Below are 16358 nucleotides of genomic sequence, written 5' to 3'. Positions count from 1 at the left end.
TCAGTTTAAAATCAATAGTACCTTAAAGGGTACCAATCTTGGCTCATCAATTACTGACAAAAATTTGCTCAAATAAACTTCGAGTAATTTCTACCATCAATCAATGAAAATAATTTCGATCAATCAATCAGTAAAAATCCACACAAGTTGTTCTTCATAATCTCTTAATGATCTTTCTAACATCTCGTCAATGCTAGAAGCTGGACTTCGATAAACTTAACAACTCAACGCTTCGCGTTTCGTTCGTTTCTGTCTATCTCGTCGGTATGGTGCTCATTATAGGGCAATTTCTTACACGTGCAAGTGCTTTTCACTCACAAAGAACACGAGTGTTTTATTTTTATGCACCATTATGGTTCAAAAAACACACTTTATTCACATAAATACATGATATTTATTACAAATATCATGTAAAATATTTTTCCTATTTTGTGTGCTTAGTGTTTTACAGGTGCTGCTTTAATCACCACACTCTGTATAACCACTGGGTTTACAGGGACATTCTGGTGCATTCCATAGTTCGCAGTTGGAACTTTTACGATTTTATCGACGATATCCATACCTTTATTGACCTTGCCAAAAACAGCATATCCCGCATTCATTGCACTTTTATTGAGGAAGTCATTGTCTGCAACATTAATAAAGAACTGACTACTTGCTGAATCAGGATGATTCATCCGTGCCATTGCCAATGTGCCACGCTTATTGCTCAAGCCATTACTTGATTCATTCTTAATCGCCGCTTTTGTTGGCTTCTCCTGCATCTTGGCATCCATGCCCCCACCCTGAACCATAAATCCAGGAATCACGCGATGAAAGATCGTGCCGTTATAAAATTTTTCTTTTGCATAGCTTTCAAAGTTTTTTGCTGAGATAGGTGCCTTGTCATTGAATAGTTCAATTTCAATATTGCCTTGAGAGGTTTTCATTTCGACAATAGTATTGGCAGCAAAACTGCTTAAGCTCACACAGCCAAGTGCTACAATAAATAAAATCTGTTTTAACATTTGCTAACTCTTCTGATTGATCTCGTACTTGTTATTGACTGTATATTAGTCTTTGATGATTAAAAAGTAATTATTCTGCCATTATTAAAACGAGAACAATGATGACGCAAATAATACCGTCGGACACTCCATTGACACATTTACCGCCTTGGCAACTGCGTGGCGATGCTTTTATTTTAAATTATTGGCTCTCTCCGAGTTTTATCCAACAAGCGCAAATGTTCCGTTTAGCGACATCAGCTTTGGGTCGTGTGGTTCAGGTGTTATTGGTCCGATACCATGATTCGCCTGTGGGTCCTTATGACGAATTGCTGATTTTAGATCACCCTTTATGGAGTAAGAAAAGGTTAAGTTCGATACCTAAGATTTATGTTTCGACAGATATCTCTGTCATTCATGGCCAAAAACTCTGGGGCATTCCTAAAGAGTTGGCAAAGTTTGAATGGCAACAACATGACAATGAAGTGGTCTGTACTATAGAAGTTGAACAACACAAAATGCAGATCCGTTTAAAAAAATCACGTTTACAGCGTTCTTTCTATATTAATAGTCATCATATCCCTGCAGCGATGTTGCAAATCAGACAAGCGTGGGAAGGTAAGCGCTATCAATTTTCACCGAAGTTTCGCGGACGGCTCTCTAAACTGAAACAGGTAGAATGGCACAACACACAGGACATTTTTCCAAATTTTGCCGAAGCACGATTATTGCAAAGCTTTTATGTCCCAGAATTTAGCCTCGTTTTTCCTGCTGCAAAAATCCAAGATAAATAACTCAATAAATAAAAACCCAGTGTTTCACGTGAAACACTGGGTTTACTTTATATAAAGGAATGATTAGCTACGTTTATCCCAAAATTTACGGAACTTCGTACTGATCTCGATCACGTATTTTTTAGCTCGGTGCGAAACCGGGGTTAAATTGATAAAACCATGGGTTTGATCGGTATATTCTTGATAAAACACTTTCACCCCTTGCTGACGGAGTTTATGCGAATAAATTTCACCTTCGTCATGTAAAACGTCATGCCCTGCTGTCACGATATACGCGGGTGCGATACCTGCCAATTTTCCATAGGTCGGTGAAATTAATGGATCATCCAAGGCCACTGCATGTTGTTCCGCATATAAAGCAGTTACGACATCAATATCTTTTTCAGTCAGAACTAGACCATCTTTATAAGCATAGAAAGATGGGTGGCGACTCTTGAAATCCACTACTGGGTAAATTAATAGTTGAGCTTGCGGGGCAAAAACTTTTTGAGCACTGCGCTGTGCAACCGCAGTAGCAATATTGCCGCCTGCACTATCCCCTGCCACCGCAATTCGATTTTTTAGAATTTTAAACTGACGACTATTTTGATAAGTCCAAGCCAAGGCATCTTCACAACTTTGCATTAATTGAGCTGGGCTGGCCTCTGGCGTGAGTGGATAATCTATACTTAAAACTTGTGCTTTGGCATGCACGGCCAATAAACGACAAACTTCATCATGCGTGTCTAGACCACCCACCACAAAACCACCACCGTGATAGAACACGATCATCGGTAATTTTTTATTTGGAGCAGGATGATAATGACGCGCAAACAGCGTAGCACTTTGTAAAGGTAGACGTATATCTTGCACTTGTTTCACAAAGGTCGGCTTGGTCTTGATCGACTCCATCTGTAAATCAAATAATTTACGAGACTTCACATAGTCTTCAGTCACAAAGCCTGATTTACCTTGCTTGAGTTGAGCCGCCATCATGCATTTCACCAGCGGATCTAATTCTGGAAAAATAAACGGATAATCGAGACGTTTTGCGAGGCTTTCTTTGGCAAAGTTAGGAAGACGATCAAGTAACCGAGCAGCCGTACCTTGGCCTTTATCTTTCATATTTTTAAGTGATTCATTCAATGCAAACATGCTCTATCCTTCGAATTATGCTCTTCATACTTTCTACATGATCTAGGTCAAATGTGACCATATTCACATATAAGTCTCAACATCGACATACATAGTACAGACCTAGTTAAGCTAATCTTCTTTTATAGAGTTGTCATTGACAATTTACCCAAGTTTTATGGGTTGATTATGCTAACCCATTCTCGATAAAGGATACTCACCATGGCTAAAAAGATCATCCTTCTGTCTTTTGCGACTGCTTTTTTGGCTGTAGGCTGCGTAGCATTCCCTGAAGATGGTTACTACGATGGACGTTATGATCAACGTTATGACCGCCGTTATGATCATAATGATCGACGCTATGATAATCGTTATGATCGCCGTTACGACAGTCGTTATGAACAAGACCGCCGTACATGGGAACGTCAGCAACAACAACGTAATCGTTTAGAGCTCGAACGTAGAAAGCAGCAACTTGACCAGCGTAACTGGGAACAGAATCGTAAAAATCAACAAGAGTGGGATCGTCGTAAAAACGAACTCGAACGTCAACGTCTAGAACAACAGCGTAAATACTCTGAAGCTGAACGTCGTAAACATGCTGAACAAGATCGTCAAAAAGTCAGCAAAGAGCGTCAGCGCTTAGAAGAACAGCGCCGTAAAGCCAGTCAAGATCGTAGAAAACAAATTGAGCAAGAGCGCAAAAAAAATTTTCAAGATTTAAGAAAGGCATCAGATCAACAACGTAAAGCGGCTGAAGAACGTCGTCGCGCGTGGGAAAATCGCCGTTAATTGTTGTTTTTGCAGATCGGTTAAAAGTAAAAAGCTCATCTACATGATGGGCTTTTTTTTCGTTCACTAAAAATAGAAAAGGTAAAAAAAAGCAATAGAAAAAAAATAGACAGAAGAGGCATCCTATCTTCTGTCTATTCTTGACTGCCTGTTGTTACAGGTCAGAGAGCATTAAACAATCTTATTGCTGAACTGTAGGTTGCGGTGCAGGCGCAGATTGAACTTCAGCACCTTGAGCTGATGGATCTGCTTGAACCACAGCACCCGATTGCTCTGTCGTTACAGATGCTTCAGTTGCAGACGTTACTTGTGCGGTTTCTGGAGATTCTACAGTTTCTTGAGCAGTACAACCCACCGCAGCTAAACCAAAACCTAAAACTGCGACAGCGAATAAACCAATTTTTTTCATCTTCATTATTTCCTTCATTGAATCATTAAAAGCAAAGCTCAACTTTGCCCGAGTCATAATGGAAAATAATTCTGTGAAGTTCCCACCTTCTGAGTTGTACTTTGTACGAGGCACGGTACAGCTTATGAAATGTTTTATTAATTAGGCGGTTTTCTTTCATTTTAAGGCTTTACATCATTTTTTTAACTCAAGTGCTTTGTTTTTTATTAATAAAATAACTATACATGGTTTTAAATAAAGCGTGATCAAAGCTTTTGAATACAACAAAGTTCAACAAAACTTGCAACTCAGTTACTTAAGTGGCTGTTTTTATAAATTTCATGCAAAAAAAAGCCTGCTTATGAGAGAAGCAGGCCATGAAAAACACATTCGAAATAAATTCAGAAACTACAGCGATAGAATCTGAAACAGAGAATACTGTGCTGATCATTTTTTGTGAAATATTTAATAAAACTGATACTAAGAGTTTTTATGTATAAATATTAACCACTATTTTTTGAGGCAAAAAAAATGCTGATTCTTGGGAAATCAGCATGGAAAAGTGTTTCTAAAATCTAAAGGTAGTCACCATATCCCTCTCTCCAGTGGATATGGTCACTTCCGATAGATAAATTATGCAAATTTTCAGGCACAAAGAGAAACCGTTAAAATTTATGATGAAAATCTATAAATCCGATCAAAATATGATTATACATTCAAATCAATAATTTATATTTTCATAGAATTTAATTTTGCAGTCGATATTTGGCTGAAAAACCATTTTTTTGAATAAAAAACTGCATTTAATCGCTGACTTCGCTTGAATTTTTATCCCCTGCCCCGATTTCTTCTATTAATCATGAATTCAAAACGCATGGCAGTTACGCATCGATGTCGTTTGAACGCACAGCTATAAGGACTGAACATGTTTAAGAACCCATTTAAACGGAGTAAATCAATGGCGACTGAGCAAAACCAAGACGCTCAAGATCTTCAACAAGAGCAAGCAGAACAGCAAACTCAAGCTGAAAACGAGCAAGCTGAAGTTTCAGTTGAAGATTTACAAGCACAAATCACCAATTTAGAAGAAAGCTTAAAACTTGAAAAAGCACGTACTGCAAATGCCGTATATGAAGCGCAAAAAAGTGTAGAGCGCATTCAACGCGAATCTGAAAAGCATAAAGATACTGTGCTGGAAAAATTTGCAAAACAATTGCTTGAGTCAGTTGATAACCTTGAACGCGCGATTGCTGCGGCAGGTGATGAAAAATCAGGTTTATCTGAAGGTGTAGAACTTACACTGAAATCATTGCTCAACACTTTAGAAAAATTTGGTGTGGTTGCTGTAGATACTGCAAATGGTTTCAATGCAGATCTTCACCAAGCAGTGGGCATCGATCCAAATGCCAAATCGAATGAAATCGGGACAGTATTGCAAAAAGGCTATAGCTTAAACGGTCGTCTATTACGTCCAGCTATGGTTATGGTTGGTGCATAAACCCAAATTTTCTGAGACGAATTAAAAATTTTAACCAATATTACTTGAAAATTTTTGATTGGCTCTCATATCGGATAACAAGTAAATCCCTTTTTATTTCCCTTTGAGAAAGGGAAGAGTTTGGGAATAAAAGAATTTTAGAGGAAACATCCAAATGGCGAAAATCATTGGTATTGACTTAGGTACTACAAACTCTTGCGTAGCAGTACTTGAAGGCGACAAAGTAAAAGTAATCGATAACGCTGAAGGCGCTCGTACAACTCCATCTATTATTGCGTATAAAGATGGCGAGATCCTTGTCGGTCAATCTGCTAAGCGTCAAGCAGTGACTAACCCTAAAAACACATTATTTGCAATCAAACGTTTGATCGGTCGTAAGTACCAAGACCAAGCTGTGCAAAAAGATATCGGCCTTGTACCTTACAAAATCATCAAAGCTGACAATGGCGATGCTTGGGTTGATGTAAACGACAAGAAACTTGCACCACAACAAATCTCTGCTGAAATCTTGAAAAAGATGAAAAAAACAGCTGAAGACTACCTTGGTGAAACAGTAACTGAAGCGGTAATTACTGTTCCTGCGTACTTTAACGATGCTCAACGTCAAGCGACTAAAGATGCAGGTAAAATTGCTGGTTTAGATGTTAAACGTATCATCAACGAACCAACGGCTGCTGCACTTGCGTTCGGTATGGACAAAAAAGAAGGCGACCGTAAAGTTGCGGTTTACGACTTAGGTGGTGGTACTTTCGACGTATCAATCATTGAAATCGCTGACCTTGATGGCGACCAACAAATCGAAGTATTGTCTACAAACGGTGATACATTCCTTGGTGGTGAAGACTTCGATAATGCATTAATTGAATACTTGGTTGAAGAGTTCAAGAAAGAACAAAGCGTAAACTTGAAACAAGATCCGCTTGCACTTCAACGTTTAAAAGAAGCTGCTGAAAAAGCAAAAATCGAGCTTTCTTCTTCGAATGCAACAGAAATCAACCTTCCATACATCACAGCAGATGCGACTGGTCCTAAACACTTAGTGATCAACGTGACTCGCTCTAAACTTGAAGGTTTAGTTGCTGAATTGGTTGCTCGTACAATTGAACCATGTAAGATTGCACTTAAAGATGCAGGTCTTTCAACCTCTGACATCTCTGACGTAATCTTGGTGGGTGGTCAGTCTCGTATGCCACTTGTACAACAAAAAGTACAAGAGTTCTTCGGCCGTGAGCCACGTAAAGACGTGAACCCAGATGAAGCTGTAGCGATGGGTGCTGCGATTCAAGGTGCAGTACTTTCAGGTGATAAAACTGACGTACTTCTTCTTGACGTAACTCCGCTTACACTTGGTATTGAAACAATGGGTGGCGTGTTAACAGCGATCATTGAGAAAAACACGACGATTCCTGCGAAGAAATCTCAAGTGTTCTCAACTGCTGCAGACAACCAACCAGCTGTAGACATTTCAGTTTACCAAGGTGAACGTAAAATGGCTCAACAAAACAAATTGTTGGGTAACTTCCAATTGGGCGATATTCCACCTGCTCCACGTGGTGTACCACAAATTGAAGTATCATTTGACATCAACGCTGATGGTATCTTGAAAGTATCTGCAAAAGATAAGAGCACAGGTAAAGAGCAATCAATTCAAATTAAAGCTAACTCTGGTTTGAGCGATGCTGAAATTGAAGCGATGATCAAAGATGCTGAAGCGAATGCTGAAGAAGATCGTAAATTTGAAGAATTAGCGAAAGCACGTAACGAAGCTGATGCACTTGTTTCTTCTGCTCAAAAAGCAGTAAAAGATCTTGGCGAACAGGTAACTGCTGATGAGAAATCTGCAATCGATGCTGCTGTAGCTGAGCTCGAAGCAGCGACTAAAGAAAACGATGTAGATGCAATCAAAGCGAAAACTGAAGCACTTCAAAACATCATTATGCCGATCACTCAACGTGCTTATGAAGCTGCACAAGGTCAAGGCGGTGCTGAAGGTTTTGATCCTAACGCTTTCCAAGGCGCTGAAGGTCAAGCTCAAAAAGCAGATGACGGCGTTGTAGATGCTGAGTTCACTGAAGTGAAAGATGACAAAAAATAATTTGTCGCTTTAACTGAGTCTTTCAAAGCTCAAAAAGACCGCGCGAAAGCGCGGTTTTTTTTGTGGATGATTTTATCTGCATCAGGCAATATTCAAATAACACGCAAACGTTCAAACAGCCACATTCTTCTCGACTCACTATCAATCTAAACTTAGATTTGCATAGCACTAAATTTCAGTTAAATTAATGCAAAATAATCAAGTTTTGCGACGCTATGCGTTTGATTTTAATTATTGTTGTCATCGTTTTGAGTACTTGCTGGATCTTTCAAACCAAGCAGCATCCTCAACTGAAATTTAATTCAATTTCAGATCGAATTTTACACCCTCTCGATACCCGTTTGCGTTATCGGGTTGCTGATGTCGATCCGCGTTTTGGATTAAGCCAGCAACAAGTCATTCAACTTAGCCAAGAAGCCGCAGAGATATGGCATAAAGGGACACTCAAACCGTTATTTATCTATGACCCAAATGCACAACTGGCGATCCATCTAATTTATGATGATCGCCAAGAACAATACAATGCCTATAAGCAAGTCCAAAATACCTTAGCCGCAGATAAAGCCCGTAATGATTTATATGCCGAGAACTTAGCAAATTCGAGAAAAGGTCTGGAGATGAATGAGCAACAGCTCCGATCAAAACAAGCCATGATTCGTGCGGAAATCGCACAGCTGTCGCAAGAACGTATGAATTGGAGCCGAATCGAGCATGCACAAGGCCCCAATATGCAACGCGTTGAAAGAGAACTTGAGCAAGTTAAAGCACAAGCGATGCAATTAGACCAAGAAATAGATCGATTTAATCAGCAAAATGATCAATTTAACCAACAAGTCTTAAGCTATAACCAGCAAATCGATCAATATAATGCAGGCGTGATACAAGCCAGTCAGCGCTTTCCTGCTCGAGAGTTTCATAAAGGTGTCTTTATGGGCGATCAGATTCAGATTTATCAATTTGATGCCGAAGATGATTTACGCCTTACCCTTGCCCACGAACTCGGACATGCTCTCGGCTTATCTCACCATAATGACCCTGTTGCATTAATGTACCCAATCTTAGGCGCGCAACAATTAGAAAACTTTAAACTGATGCCAGCAGACCAAAGCTTACTGTATTATCGCTAGTGTGCCCTGAGCATAAAAAACCATACAATTTATAAGGATATTGTAGGATTCACCAACAAAAATCAGCATTTCATGTTATTGTTGATCTGCAATAATCCCCTTATATCAATGACATCTTCCGTGGAGAGCAATGTGAGTTACTACCATATCTTAATTGAAGTGAATGACCACATCAGCACGATTGAACAAACCCGTGATATTGAGCTTTTTGATATTACCGAAATTCAACCTTATCTCCATGCGGTACTTTTACCATTTTTTAATGAGCAATTAATTGAACTCGAAGACGAAAATCTTGAGTTTAAAGATGTCTTGCATTTACAAGTCAAACAAACCCTTTTGCCGATCCGTGACCTCATCGAAGAAGAACAACGCCTGCTTCCGAGTGATACCGATATCACCATTACGGCTTATGAAATTTTTAATAATTATCAATTGAGTCAAGACGTGACCACAGTGATTTTAGATCTGTTAGAAGCGCTAAAATTTGAAGCCTAATATCGATTTTAAACATTAAAAAAGCCCTCAAAATGAGGGCTTTTTTATGGCTCAATTCATCATCGTGATTAGATCGAGAATGAAGATCCACATCCACACGTGGTTGTCGCATTCGGGTTTTGTACCACAAAACGAGAACCCTCTAAACCTTCAATATAGTCGACTGTTGAACCAACTAAATATTGATAACTAAGTGAATCCACCAACATTTTCACGTCTTCATTGATAAATTCAGCATCATCTTCGTTTTGGCTTTCTGCAAAATTAAATCCATATGAGAAACCTGAACAACCACCACCAGTCACATATACACGTAACATGAGGTCTTGATTACCTTCACTGTCACGCAATTGGCGTACTTTATTGGCAGCATTGTCAGTCAGCACAAGTGCTTGAGCATTCATGATGGATTCCTCTGAGTCATTGGGGTGTCTTTAAAAAGAAAAGACCATGTTTCAAGTATAACATACTCAATATATGGTCAGTCTTCACAGTTTAAAGTTAAATCAGAGTATTTTTCTCAAGATTCATTTAAAACTTATTTATAGTTTTCGTCCTGTAATGCACATTCGAAGTTTTTCGGGTCTTGTTTACAGCGGAATTGCCATAATAATTTCATCATTCGCTTGTCGTAGATATCACGTTTAGTCAAATCAATACGCGCTTCACGCATCATTTTTTGATAGCCAGCTTTGTCTGCCGTTGGAACATCCATCCAATATTTAGCTGGGATTTCTGACTTCATTTTGCCTAATATCGTGAATGCACGAGGTAATTGTGTTTTGACCCAATCACGTGATTTTTGCCCATATCCCGCTGGGAATTTATCTGGGCGAATAATGATATTACCCGTCACTTGTAAAATTGGATAATTAACAATTGCACCTTTACTACCTAAACCTTTATGTAACTCCAAGGGTTTAAACACCGCTGCAGGTGCACCAATAATATCCACCTGACCATTGTTAAATTTAGAGCCAAAATTGGTCACGTCAGCACTGACCGCTTGAGCCCCCACCTGTTGCACCATAATTTTCTGCGCTTCATCATAATCAAGCACCGCAATTTTTTTACCTGCTGCTTTAGCGACAGTATTGATACTACGGTCATTCACCAACAGGTAGGCATCACCTACAGGAATCACACCTACCACTTCATATTTACTATTGACCATGCTCTTTGCAAACGTTGGACTCGCAAGGCCTTGCATCACTTTAACCGCAAGTTTCAAATCTGGAATTGCACCAATCGCATCTAAAGAACCGGTAAAATTATTAAATTGACGACCACGCATACCTGTGACACTGATCCCATCACATTTACCGGCTTTAAAATCTTCCGCAATCACCGCTTCATTTTGACTGACGCGGAGCTCAATGTCTGCGCCCCAGTTTTTTGCCGCCAATTGGTAATCTCTCATCAGGGTAAAAACATCACCATTTTTACCAACCAAATCAAATACACACACCACTTGCTTTGCTTGAGCTACGCCATTCACCGCCATTAACGCAGCAGCAATACTCAATGCCTTTGTCCATTGTTTCATACTGACTTTCCTTGTTTTTTACTGTTTTTGTTTTAACCATTTTTTGATTTTTGGGTCATGCGGAGTATGATTAAATATACTCACAGCCCTCGATTTCAATTTAGATTACCTGAATATTTTGCTGACTCAATGGCGAAAATGACCTGTGCATTTGCGAAAAAAAGCCCGGATAAATCCAGGCTTTTTTCTTTAAATATCAGTTTATTCGCCGCTAAGTGAACATTCAAAATTGGCTTTATCGACAGAACAACGTGCCTTTTTCAATACTGACATCATGCCTGCATCGTAAATTCCACGTTTCGTCATATCCATACGACCTTCACGCAATAATTTTTGATATTTGGTTTTATCTTCTGCACTTAAGTTAAGTTTATATTTCGCAGGAATACCCGCCTCTAAACGGTTAATCATCGCAATACTCTTCGGTAAATGTTTCACAAACCAATCACGAGATTTTTGACCAAAGCCTGCTGGGAACTGATCAGGACGAATAATAAAGTCCGCGGTCACTTGTAAAACTGGGAAGTTAAACATCGCACCATTGGTACCTAAACCCTTATAAATCTCTAATGGTTTGTAGGCATACGCAGGCGCACCCACCATATCGACCTGACCATTATTAAACTTCGCCACAAAGTTAGATACATCTGAAACCACAGCTTGAGCGCCGACACGTTGCACCATAATTTTTTGTGCTTCGTCATAGCCTAATACTGCAAACTTTTTACCTGCTGCTTTTTCAATTGAGTCAATTTTTTTGTCTTTGACAAAGATGAATGCTGAACCCAGTGGAGCAATACCCGCCACTTCGTATTTCTTACCACCTAGGTTGCTGACCATTTTTGCAGCATTACGTTGGTCTAATGCAAAGGTAATCGCACGTTGCGCAATTGCATTGCTCGGTGCGCCACCAAGCGCATCAATCGAACCTGCAAATTTATTGTATTGACGAGCACGCATTGCCGTCATAAATACGCCATCACATTTACCCGCTTTAAAATCATTGTCGGCTACTGCTTCATCTTGACGCGGAATTAAGTTAATTTCAGCACCCCAGCCTTTTGCTGCAAGCGCCCATTCCTGAGCCATTTGGTATGACTCACCTGACTTACCCAGTAAGTCAAATACACAGATATCTACTTTTGCTGCCTGAGCTGAACCAGCAAAGCCAATTGCAGCAAATGTAGCCAATGATAGGAGCGTTTTTTTCATTCTATTTTCCTTTCAAATCTTTTTATGGTTCAGAGGTGTCCTTACACAACGCCGATATTAAGCAAGTTAATTTAAAAAAAATAGAGCATTTACTCCATTTATTTATGTCATTTTGGCACATTCTGTTTTTTTGTGATTAATATCACTTTTTTATTTAAGGCAAAATTATAAATATAATCATCATGTTGTATGCAAAAAATGCTTTTTGCATTTACAGCCTTTTTATGAAACTTTACAAAGAAATACAGAAAAAAGCTTATTCACCCGCCACTGAACACTCAAAATTGGTTCGCTCAATCGTACAACGTGCTTTTTTCAGTACCGTCATCATGGTGGAGTCGTAGATTCCTTGTTTGGTTAAATCCATCCGTCCTTCACGCAAAATTTTCTGATATTTCAACTGATCATCTTTGCTGAGATTCATCTTATATTTGGCAGGAATTTCAGCTTCCATGCGTTTTACCATGGCAAAACTTTTCGGTAATTGTTTAACGAACCATTGCCGAGAGGGTTCAGCAAAACCATCTGGGAATTTATTGTTACGAATAATCAGGTCTGCCGTGACATTCACCACAGGAAAATTAACCATCGCCCCAGTAGTGCCTAAGCCTTTTGAAATTTCGAGTGGCTTAAAGGCATAAGCCGGCGCAGCCACAATTTCAACTTCGGCCTGATTAAATTTGCGAATAAAATTGGAAATTTCCGACATGACTGGCACAGCGCCGACACGGTCGACCATCTCTTTTTGCGCATAGTCATAATGCAAAATGGCAAATTTTTTACCTTCAGCTTTTTCTAAATTATTGATATTGCGATCACGGACAAAAATATAGGCTGAACCAATTTGCCCAATCCCTGCCACTTCATAACTATCTTTACCTGAATTGGTAATCAGTCGCTTACTGTTCCGCTTATCTAAGACATAGGTAATGGCTTTTTGTGGGATGGTATTGTTCGGTACACCGCCAATGGCATCAATCGAACCAGCAAATTTGTTATACGCACGTGCCCGCATCGAGGTCATATAAAATGCGTCACATTTCCCTTCTTTAAAATCTTTATCGACTTTGGATTCATCTTGATATGAAATCAGTTGAACTTGTGCTCCCCATGCCTTACTGGCTAGAGACCACTCTTCCATTAGCTTATAAGATTCCCCTGCTTTTCCAAGTAAATCGAACACACAGACCTTCTGATTGGCATAGCTTTGTGCAGACATCACACCTGAAAGAAGCGATAAAATTAAAATTCCTTTTCTCATTTCTTATATTCCCAATATGTTTTATTAATCCATTTAAAACAACAACTTGAAATATTTTTTTAATACTAAAGCCCATTCAATATACCTAAATACGTGGAATCTGTCACATTTTTTCAGATGGTTGCGATGCTTTGTTTTTTCTTTTGCAAAGCCATCCATTAGAATAGCCTCACATTCTTCTTGTTTAGTTAGTTCCATGATTCAGTTAGACCAACTTTCCATTCGTCGCGGTGGGCGTGTTTTATTTCAAAAAGCATCTATGCAATTGCATCCAGGCTGGAAAATCGGCTTAACCGGTGTAAATGGTGCAGGTAAATCGACTCTTTTTTCTGCACTTTTAGGTGGAATGGAATCTGATGGTGGTTCATTAACTCGTCCTGCGGTATGGACCGTCGCGCATATGGCGCAAGAAATCAAAGCGCTCGATATGAAAGCGATTGATTTCGTTCTTTCAGGCGATGAAGAATATTGGGAAATACAACATAAACTTGAACATCCAGAACAATTAGACAATGAAGCGCTGGCACACTTATATGGCCGATTTGATGAAATCCATGGCTATACAGCTCCATCAAAAGCCTCACAACTGATGGCCGGCCTGGGTTTCTTTGAACATCAGTCCCAACTCAATGTTTCAAGCTTTTCTGGTGGTTGGCGTATGCGTTTAAACCTTGCGCGTACCCTGATGAGCCGTTCTGACCTATTATTACTCGATGAACCAACCAACCACTTAGACTTAGATGCGATTTTGTGGTTAGAAGATTGGTTAAAAGCTTATGAAGGCACACTGATCTTGATTTCACATGACCGTGATTTCTTAGATGCGGTGACTGATCATATTTTACATATCGAAAATCAAGAGCTGACGCTTTACACCGGCAACTATTCAACCTTTGAACGCACCCGTTCTGAGCGCTTGGCACAACAACAACAAGCCTATGAAAAACAACTTGAAACCCGTGCACATCTCCAAAAATTTATTGACCGTTTTAAAGCTAAAGCCACTAAAGCTAAGCAGGCTCAAAGTCGTATTAAACAATTAGAACGCATGCAGGAACTTTCTGCCGCGCATGTCGATACGCCATTTACCTTTAGTTTCCGTGAGCCAACCAAAATGAGCTCACCACTGTTACAAATGGAACATGTCGATATAGGCTATGGTGACAAACTGATTGCCACCAATGTGAATTTACAGATTACCCCAAACAGTCGCATTGGTTTACTGGGAATGAATGGTGCTGGTAAATCAACCTTAATTAAATCCTTGGTTGGTGATCTTCCCTTATTACAAGGGACACGCAAAGCCTCGGAACTGTTGAATATTGGCTATTTTGCACAGCATCAAATGGATGCTCTAGATGGCAATGCCAGCCCAATGTTGCAATTATCTCGAATCGCTGACAAAAAAATCAGTGAAGCGGCATTACGTTCATTCTTAGGTAGCTTTGGTTTTAGTGGCGAACGCATGGATACGCCAAGTGAAGGATTTTCAGGCGGTGAACGAGCACGATTGGCTTTGGCTTTGATTGTTTGGCAGCGCCCCAATGTTTTAATTCTAGATGAACCGACCAACCATTTAGACCTTGATATGCGTCATGCTCTAACAATGGCGCTGCAAGATTTTGAAGGTGCTGTGGTTTTGGTTTCGCATGAACGTCAATTGATTGCCAGCGTTTGTGACGAATTATTGTTGGTACATCATGGGAAATGTCGCGAATTTGATGGTGACCTCGTGGCTTATGCCGATTGGCTGCGTCAAGCACGGATTGACATGATGAAAAATAGCCAACAAGCCCCTACTCCCATCAAATCTCAAGTTGAAACTAAACAGACGATTTCTAAAGTCGATAAAGAAGCGCAGCGTAAAGAAGCTGCACGTCAGCGTGAATTGACCCGCCCGATTCGTAAAAACATTGAAAAAAATGAAGCGCAAATCAGCAAAATTCAGCCACGCTTAAACGAAATCGAGGAATTATTAGCAGACAGTGCTTTATATGAAGCCAGTCGTAAAGATGACTTACTCAAACTAATGAATGAGCAAACAGAATTAAAAGCCAAACTTGAATCTGTCGAAGAGCAAATGCTTGAATTAATGATGGAATTAGAAGAAATGGAAAGTAGTTTTGAGGCTTAATTTAAAAAGCAAAACCCTAGATTTGCATTATTAAGAAAACCTAACTTAAGCTCAAAAAATCAATCGCCGTGAAATTTAAATGTTCCACGGCGATTTTTTATTAATACTTCACAATAATAATCACACTATAAATCTAAAAAATATTTAAAAAATCGAATGTTCATATCCAACTGGTTATTGCATCGTTAAGGCATTTCTATTCGGAAAGAATCTAAAAATTCAGCGATCGCTTTTACCCTAATTTTGTAAATGAATTCAAAAAAATATACTTCACATCAAACTCATTACCACAGTTATCCACAAAAGCCATTTTTAAATTCAAATCTTAGTTTTAAATTCATTTTTTATTTTTTAAATTCAAAACATCGAACCATTTTTTTATGGATAAATATTTTTAAATAATATTATCCACAATTATAAATGACTTTGATGTTGAACACTATTAAATGTGAAAATTCACAAAACTTATCCACATTTGCAAGATGGATGCATTTTATCTCCACTCACGACATCAATTTAAACTTTTTATTGTTTAAGATAAGGCAGAAGGATGGACTTTTTTTGCCTTTAAAAAGCGTAATTCTTGTATTTTCCAGGTTTGATCAAAATGCCAGATTTCCTGTATTTGCTGCTGTGTTTCAGCTAAACCAATTAAAATTTTGCACTCAGTTTGGTCACGATTAAACTCATATTCTTCAAATTCTACGTCTGGTTTTTGTGGTTTCCAAACCCCATTTTTCACTGCATGTGCAATACGTTCATAGCGGATATAATTACTTTCGACACGCCCGTCTTGCTCATAAACCACCTTAAAGTGCTCATCTTCGTATTCGGCAAGAACGGTATAATTTCCGGTAAAAAATGCATTTACCCAGATGTCACGAATGTGTTCAAGTTGATTGTCCATCATATAT

The 16358-nt window shown here is 39.1% G+C and carries 15 protein-coding genes; 7 read left to right on the top strand and 8 right to left on the bottom strand.

What is annotated here, in order from left to right:
- Positions 1-437: 437 nt before the first annotated feature.
- Complete coding sequence (locus FTU12_RS14955; protein ID WP_180114828.1) at positions 438-1007, bottom strand: peptidylprolyl isomerase; 570 nt, start codon at positions 1005-1007, stop codon at positions 438-440.
- Positions 1008-1108: 101 nt separating this feature from the next.
- Between FTU12_RS14955 and FTU12_RS14950 the strand changes: the two genes are divergently transcribed.
- A complete protein-coding gene (locus FTU12_RS14950; RefSeq protein WP_180114826.1) occupies positions 1109-1780 on the top strand; it encodes an acetoacetate decarboxylase family protein in 672 nt (223 codons plus the stop codon).
- A 63-nt stretch (positions 1781-1843) separates the two neighbouring features.
- Here the strand turns inward: FTU12_RS14950 and FTU12_RS14945 are convergent, their stop codons facing one another.
- Positions 1844-2914 carry an alpha/beta hydrolase gene (locus tag FTU12_RS14945; protein ID WP_078194436.1) on the bottom strand — a complete coding sequence of 357 codons (1071 nt, stop codon included), beginning with the start codon at positions 2912-2914 and terminating at the stop codon, positions 1844-1846.
- A 201-nt stretch (positions 2915-3115) separates the two neighbouring features.
- On the opposite strand from FTU12_RS14945, the gene FTU12_RS14940 reads away from it, so the two are divergent.
- On the top strand, positions 3116-3685 hold the full coding sequence (locus FTU12_RS14940) for a hypothetical protein (RefSeq protein ID WP_180114824.1): 570 nt from the start codon (positions 3116-3118) through the stop codon (positions 3683-3685).
- A gap of 181 nt (positions 3686-3866) precedes the next feature.
- Here FTU12_RS14940 and FTU12_RS14935 read toward each other — a convergent pair whose 3' ends face one another.
- Complete coding sequence (locus FTU12_RS14935) at positions 3867-4094, bottom strand: hypothetical protein (RefSeq protein WP_257227330.1); 228 nt, start codon at positions 4092-4094, stop codon at positions 3867-3869.
- 937 nt (positions 4095-5031) lie between these two features.
- On the opposite strand from FTU12_RS14935, the gene grpE reads away from it, so the two are divergent.
- The 4 genes from grpE to FTU12_RS14915 all read left to right on the top strand — a co-directional run bounded on the left by grpE (position 5032) and on the right by FTU12_RS14915 (position 9291).
- On the top strand, positions 5032-5571 hold the full coding sequence (grpE, locus tag FTU12_RS14930; protein ID WP_180114834.1) for a nucleotide exchange factor GrpE: 540 nt from the start codon (positions 5032-5034) through the stop codon (positions 5569-5571).
- 154 nt (positions 5572-5725) lie between these two features.
- On the top strand, positions 5726-7666 hold the full coding sequence (gene dnaK / locus FTU12_RS14925) for a molecular chaperone DnaK (RefSeq protein ID WP_078194438.1): 1941 nt from the start codon (positions 5726-5728) through the stop codon (positions 7664-7666).
- 215 nt (positions 7667-7881) lie between these two features.
- Positions 7882-8793 (top strand): matrixin family metalloprotease, encoded by a 912-nt coding sequence (locus FTU12_RS14920; RefSeq protein ID WP_180114820.1) that lies wholly within the window; start codon positions 7882-7884, stop codon positions 8791-8793.
- A 120-nt stretch (positions 8794-8913) separates the two neighbouring features.
- Positions 8914-9291, top strand: a complete 378-nt coding sequence (locus tag FTU12_RS14915; RefSeq protein ID WP_180005534.1) for a hypothetical protein — start codon at positions 8914-8916, stop codon at positions 9289-9291.
- A gap of 68 nt (positions 9292-9359) precedes the next feature.
- Here FTU12_RS14915 and erpA read toward each other — a convergent pair whose 3' ends face one another.
- The 4 genes from erpA to FTU12_RS14895 all read right to left on the bottom strand — a co-directional run bounded on the left by erpA (position 9360) and on the right by FTU12_RS14895 (position 13310).
- Entirely contained in the window at positions 9360-9695 is a 336-nt protein-coding gene (gene erpA / locus FTU12_RS14910) for an iron-sulfur cluster insertion protein ErpA (protein ID WP_078189499.1), read from the bottom strand.
- A gap of 134 nt (positions 9696-9829) precedes the next feature.
- Complete coding sequence (locus tag FTU12_RS14905; protein WP_180005535.1) at positions 9830-10837, bottom strand: putative solute-binding protein; 1008 nt, start codon at positions 10835-10837, stop codon at positions 9830-9832.
- A gap of 201 nt (positions 10838-11038) precedes the next feature.
- A complete protein-coding gene (locus tag FTU12_RS14900; protein WP_180005536.1) occupies positions 11039-12049 on the bottom strand; it encodes a putative solute-binding protein in 1011 nt (336 codons plus the stop codon).
- Between the two features lie 256 nt (positions 12050-12305).
- Positions 12306-13310, bottom strand: coding sequence for a putative solute-binding protein (locus FTU12_RS14895; RefSeq protein WP_180009115.1), 1005 nt, complete (start codon positions 13308-13310; stop codon positions 12306-12308).
- A 196-nt stretch (positions 13311-13506) separates the two neighbouring features.
- On the opposite strand from FTU12_RS14895, the gene FTU12_RS14890 reads away from it, so the two are divergent.
- Complete coding sequence (locus tag FTU12_RS14890) at positions 13507-15444, top strand: ATP-binding cassette domain-containing protein (RefSeq protein WP_180074175.1); 1938 nt, start codon at positions 13507-13509, stop codon at positions 15442-15444.
- Positions 15445-15976: 532 nt separating this feature from the next.
- Here FTU12_RS14890 and FTU12_RS14885 read toward each other — a convergent pair.
- A complete protein-coding gene (locus tag FTU12_RS14885; RefSeq protein ID WP_180064144.1) occupies positions 15977-16354 on the bottom strand; it encodes a hypothetical protein in 378 nt (125 codons plus the stop codon).
- Positions 16355-16358 lie beyond the last annotated feature (4 nt).

Source organism: Acinetobacter sp. YH12063, from assembly GCF_013419715.1.
Classification (GTDB): Bacteria; Pseudomonadota; Gammaproteobacteria; order Pseudomonadales; family Moraxellaceae; genus Acinetobacter; species Acinetobacter amyesii.
The sequence above is the reverse complement of the archived record's forward strand: the minus strand, read 5'-3'. Positions and strand labels throughout refer to the sequence as shown.